3 protein-coding genes are annotated in these 3,728 nt (G+C 70.2%); 2 read left to right on the top strand and 1 reads right to left on the bottom strand.

The features are described 5' to 3' along the window. Positions 1–1,088, top strand: a 1,088-nt coding sequence (locus tag ACILRF_RS15255; protein WP_395674391.1) for a glycosyltransferase family 9 protein, incomplete at its 5' end; no start/stop codon positions are given. Next, positions 1,081–2,415 (top strand): dihydroorotase, encoded by a 1,335-nt coding sequence (locus tag ACILRF_RS15260; RefSeq protein ID WP_395674393.1) that lies wholly within the window; start codon positions 1,081–1,083, stop codon positions 2,413–2,415. The genes ACILRF_RS15255 and ACILRF_RS15260, both read left to right, overlap by 8 nt. A 78-nt stretch (positions 2,416–2,493) precedes the next feature. On the opposite strand, the gene ACILRF_RS15265 is transcribed toward ACILRF_RS15260, so the two are convergent. Then, positions 2,494–3,728, bottom strand: a 1,235-nt coding sequence (locus ACILRF_RS15265; RefSeq protein ID WP_395674394.1) for a hypothetical protein, incomplete at its 5' end; no start/stop codon positions are given.

Consider the following 3,728-nt stretch of genomic DNA (forward strand, 5'->3'; position numbering starts at 1 on the left):
GCGCGGCTGGAAAGGCGGGCGATGCGGTTCATAACGGCAATTTGGGCGAGCGGGCGGTGGAGCGCCAGCGGCCACAGCCCTATAGATTGCGGATGACGCGCGGGTCCTTCCCGATTCTGTTCATCACCGCCACGCGCATCGGCGACGCCGTGCTGTCCTCCGGCCTGATCCGGCGCCTGTCGGAGGAGATCCCGAACGCCCGGTTCACCGTGGTGGCCGGTCCGGCCGCCGCGCCGCTGTTCGCCGACGTGCCGAACCTCGACCAGCTGATCGTCTTCGAGAAAGCCAAGAGCGGCGGCCACTGGTTCGACCTGTGGCGCAAGGTGCGGCGGCGCAAATGGGGCCTGGTGGTCGACCTGCGCGGCTCGGGCCTATCCCGGTTCCTGAGCACGCGGCGGCGGGCGATCCATCGCCGGGTCGGCGGCGAGCCCGTGCACAAGGTGATGGAGGCGGCCCGCACCCTGCGGATCGAGGACGAGCCGGCGGCGCCCTACCTCTACACCTCGGATGCGACCGAGGCCCTGGCGGCCGAACTGGTGCGTGGCGAGGGGCCGATCCTGGCCATCGCGCCGGCCGCCAACTGGATCGGCAAGACCTGGCCGGTCGAGCGGTTCAGCCAGGTGGCGATCCGGCTGCTGGGCTCGAACGGGCCGATGCGCGGCGGCCGGCTGGTGGTGCTGGGTGGGCCGGGCGACACGAAGGTGGCGCACCAGTTGCGCGACGTCGTGCCCCGCAAGCAGCTGTTCGACCTGACCGGACGGGCCGACCTTCTGACCTCCTATGCGGTGCTGAAGCGGGCGCGGCTCTATATCGGCAACGACTCTGGAACCACCCACCTGGCGGCCGCGGCTGGGGCGCCGACGCTGGCCCTGTTCGGACCGTCGGACGAGCGGCTCTACGCCCCTTGGGGCGAGAAGGCGCGGGTGGTCCGCGGGCCGCGCGATTTCGAGCAGATCAAGGCCGCCGACCCGGAGCTTTCGCAACAGGTCTGCCATATGATGGACCTGTCGGTGGACCGGGTGGCGCGCGCCGCCGTGGCGCTGCTGGCGGATACCGAAGCCCCGGAAGCCGGAAGCGAACATGCCTGAGACCTATGACCTGATCGTGCGTGGCGGCGAGGTGGTGAACCACGCCGGGCGCGGCGGCGCCGACGTCGGCGTGCGCGGCGGCAAGGTGGCGGCGATCGGCGACCTGTCGCAGGCGAGCGCCGGCGAGACGTTCGACGCCTCGGGTCTGACGGTGCTGCCCGGGGTGATCGACACCCAGGTCCATTTCCGCGAGCCGGGCCTGGAGTGGAAGGAAGACCTGGAGAGCGGCTCGCGCGCGGCGGTGCTGGGCGGGGTCACCGCCGTGTTCGAGATGCCGAACACCGAGCCGACGACGACCGACCCGGAGGCCCTGGCCGACAAGCTGGCGCGGGCCGCGAACCGGATGCACTGCGACCATGCCTTCTATGTCGGCGGGACGCATGAGAACGCCGCCCTGCTGGGCGAGCTGGAGCGGCTGCCCGGGTGCTGCGGGATTAAGGTCTTCATGGGGGCCTCGACCGGCACCCTGCTGGTTCAGGACGACGAGGGCATCGAGCAGGTGCTGCGGCACGTGCACCGCCGGGCGGCGTTCCATTCCGAAGACGAGTACCGTCTGGCCGACCGCCGGCCGCTGGCCCGCACCGGCGACTGGACCAGCCACCCGGAGGTGCGCGACGCCCAGTCGGCGATCCAGTCGACCGAGCGCCTGGTCCGCATCGCCCGCGCGCTGGGCAAGCGCATCCACATCCTGCACGTCACCACCGCCGACGAGATCGCCTATCTGGCGGCGCACAAGGACGTCGCCTCGGTCGAGGTGACGCCGCAGCACCTGACCCTGGCCGGCCCCGAAGCCTATGAGCGGCTCAAGGGCTACGCCCAGATGAACCCGCCGATCCGCAGCGCGGAGCATCGGGCCGGCTTGTGGGCCGGGGTCGCGAACGGGGTCGCCGACGTGATCGGCTCCGACCACGCGCCGCACACCAGCGAGGAGAAGGCCCGCCCCTACCCGGCCTCGCCGTCGGGGATGCCGGGGGTGCAGACGCTGCTGCCGCTGATGCTGAACCACGTCGCCGAAGGGCGGCTGACGCTGGAGCGGCTGGTCGACCTGACCAGCCACGGCGCCAACCGGATCTTCGGCCTGGCCGACAAGGGCCGGCTGGCGGTCGGCTATGACGCCGACCTGACGGTCGTCGACCTGAAGGCGCGGCGCACCCTGAAGCACGCCGACATGGCCAGCCGCGTCGGCTGGACGCCCTTCGACGGCATGGAGATCAAAGGCTGGCCGACGGCGACGATCATCCGCGGCCGGGTGGTGATGCGCGACGACGAGATCGTCGCCCCGAGCCTGGGCCAGCCGGTGCGGTTCGCCGAGACGCTGGGCGGCTGATCGCGCCAACGAGACGGCAAAGAAAAAGGCCCGCGGAGCGAACTCCGCGGGCCTCTTCGTTTCAGGCGTCGACCGGGATCAGGTGTTGCCCGGCAGCTGGCAGTTGCCGGCGAAGGCGCAACCCATGGCGCCGACGGCGGAGACCGTCGGGGTCGAGTTGTACTCCAGCACATAGCCCTTCAGGCCGTCGGCGCAGGCGACTTCGACCAGGGTCGTGCCCTTCTGCGTGCGGCCGACCAGGCGGGCGTTGGAGGCCTCGCAGGACTGGACGTTGTTCTTCTTCAGGTCGGCGGTCAGGCCGGCGTAAGTGGTCTTGCCGAGGCCGCACTTGTAGCCGGCCACCAGGGCGCGACCGCAGTCGAGGACCTGGCCCGTGCCGCTGGCCGGGAAGATGCCGATGGCGCTGTCGCCGGTCTTGCAGACCATCTCGACGACCTCTTCCTTACCCTTGGCGGGGAAGATGGCGTAGCGGTCGACGTCGCAGTTGGAGCCGGCCGACTTGGCGAGCTTGGTGTAGAGCGCAGCCTGGTCGCTCGCCGCCTGGCGGGCGTCCGTCAGGGTGCAGCCGCCGAGGATGTGCTGCGCCTTGGCGCATTCGAACGTCTCGGCCGCGGCGCCGTTGGCGACGCGATAGATGTAGCCCTTACCGTCCTGGCAGGAGGCCTCGTAATAGTTCGAGCCTTCCTTGGTGGCGCCGATGTAGCGGCGGTCCTTGACGGCGCAGGAATTCGAGGCGCCGAGGCGGTCGACGATCGCCAGGCGCTGCTCGCGCGTGGTCAGCTCGCACTTAATGCCGGCGTCCGGGGCGTCATAGTTGAGGCAGTTCTGCGCTTCCATCGGCTTGGTCGCATCGAACGGCGCCGAGGCGAGAAGGATGTAGCCGTCGTTATTCTCGCAGGCGACTTCCGCGATGGTGTTGGTCTTGGTCTGGCCGATGGCGCGGACGCGAGCCGGGACGCAGGCGATGCCGGCCTTCTGCAGCATCGGGGTCAGAGCCGACTTCGGATCGGAGTTGCCCGGCAGGACGCAGGGCAGCGAAGCTTCCTTCTGGCCCGGCTGCGGGGTGTTGGCTTCGATGCAGCTGAACGCCACGCTCTGGCCGCCGGTCGAGGCCTGGAGGATGTACCCCATGCCCTGCTGGCAGGCGACTTCGTAGTAGCTGGTGGAGGTCTTCTCTTTCTTGTTCTCCTGCTTGCCGACGAAGCGGGCGTCGGTGACCTGGCAGGTCAGGCCGAGCGCCTGGACGGCGGCCGGAGCCTCGGCCATGCCCTGCTTGCGCTGCGCCTCGGTGACGGCCGGGGCCTTCTTGGCCT

This window comes from Phenylobacterium sp. (assembly GCF_044236515.1).
GTDB lineage: Bacteria > Pseudomonadota > Alphaproteobacteria > Caulobacterales > Caulobacteraceae > Phenylobacterium.

Excerpts from the sequence above, each read along its gene's own strand:
- ACILRF_RS15260 (WP_395674393.1), top strand. The coding sequence starts at position 1,081 with ATGCCTGAGACCTATGACCTGATCGTGCGTGGCGGCGAGGTGGTGAAC.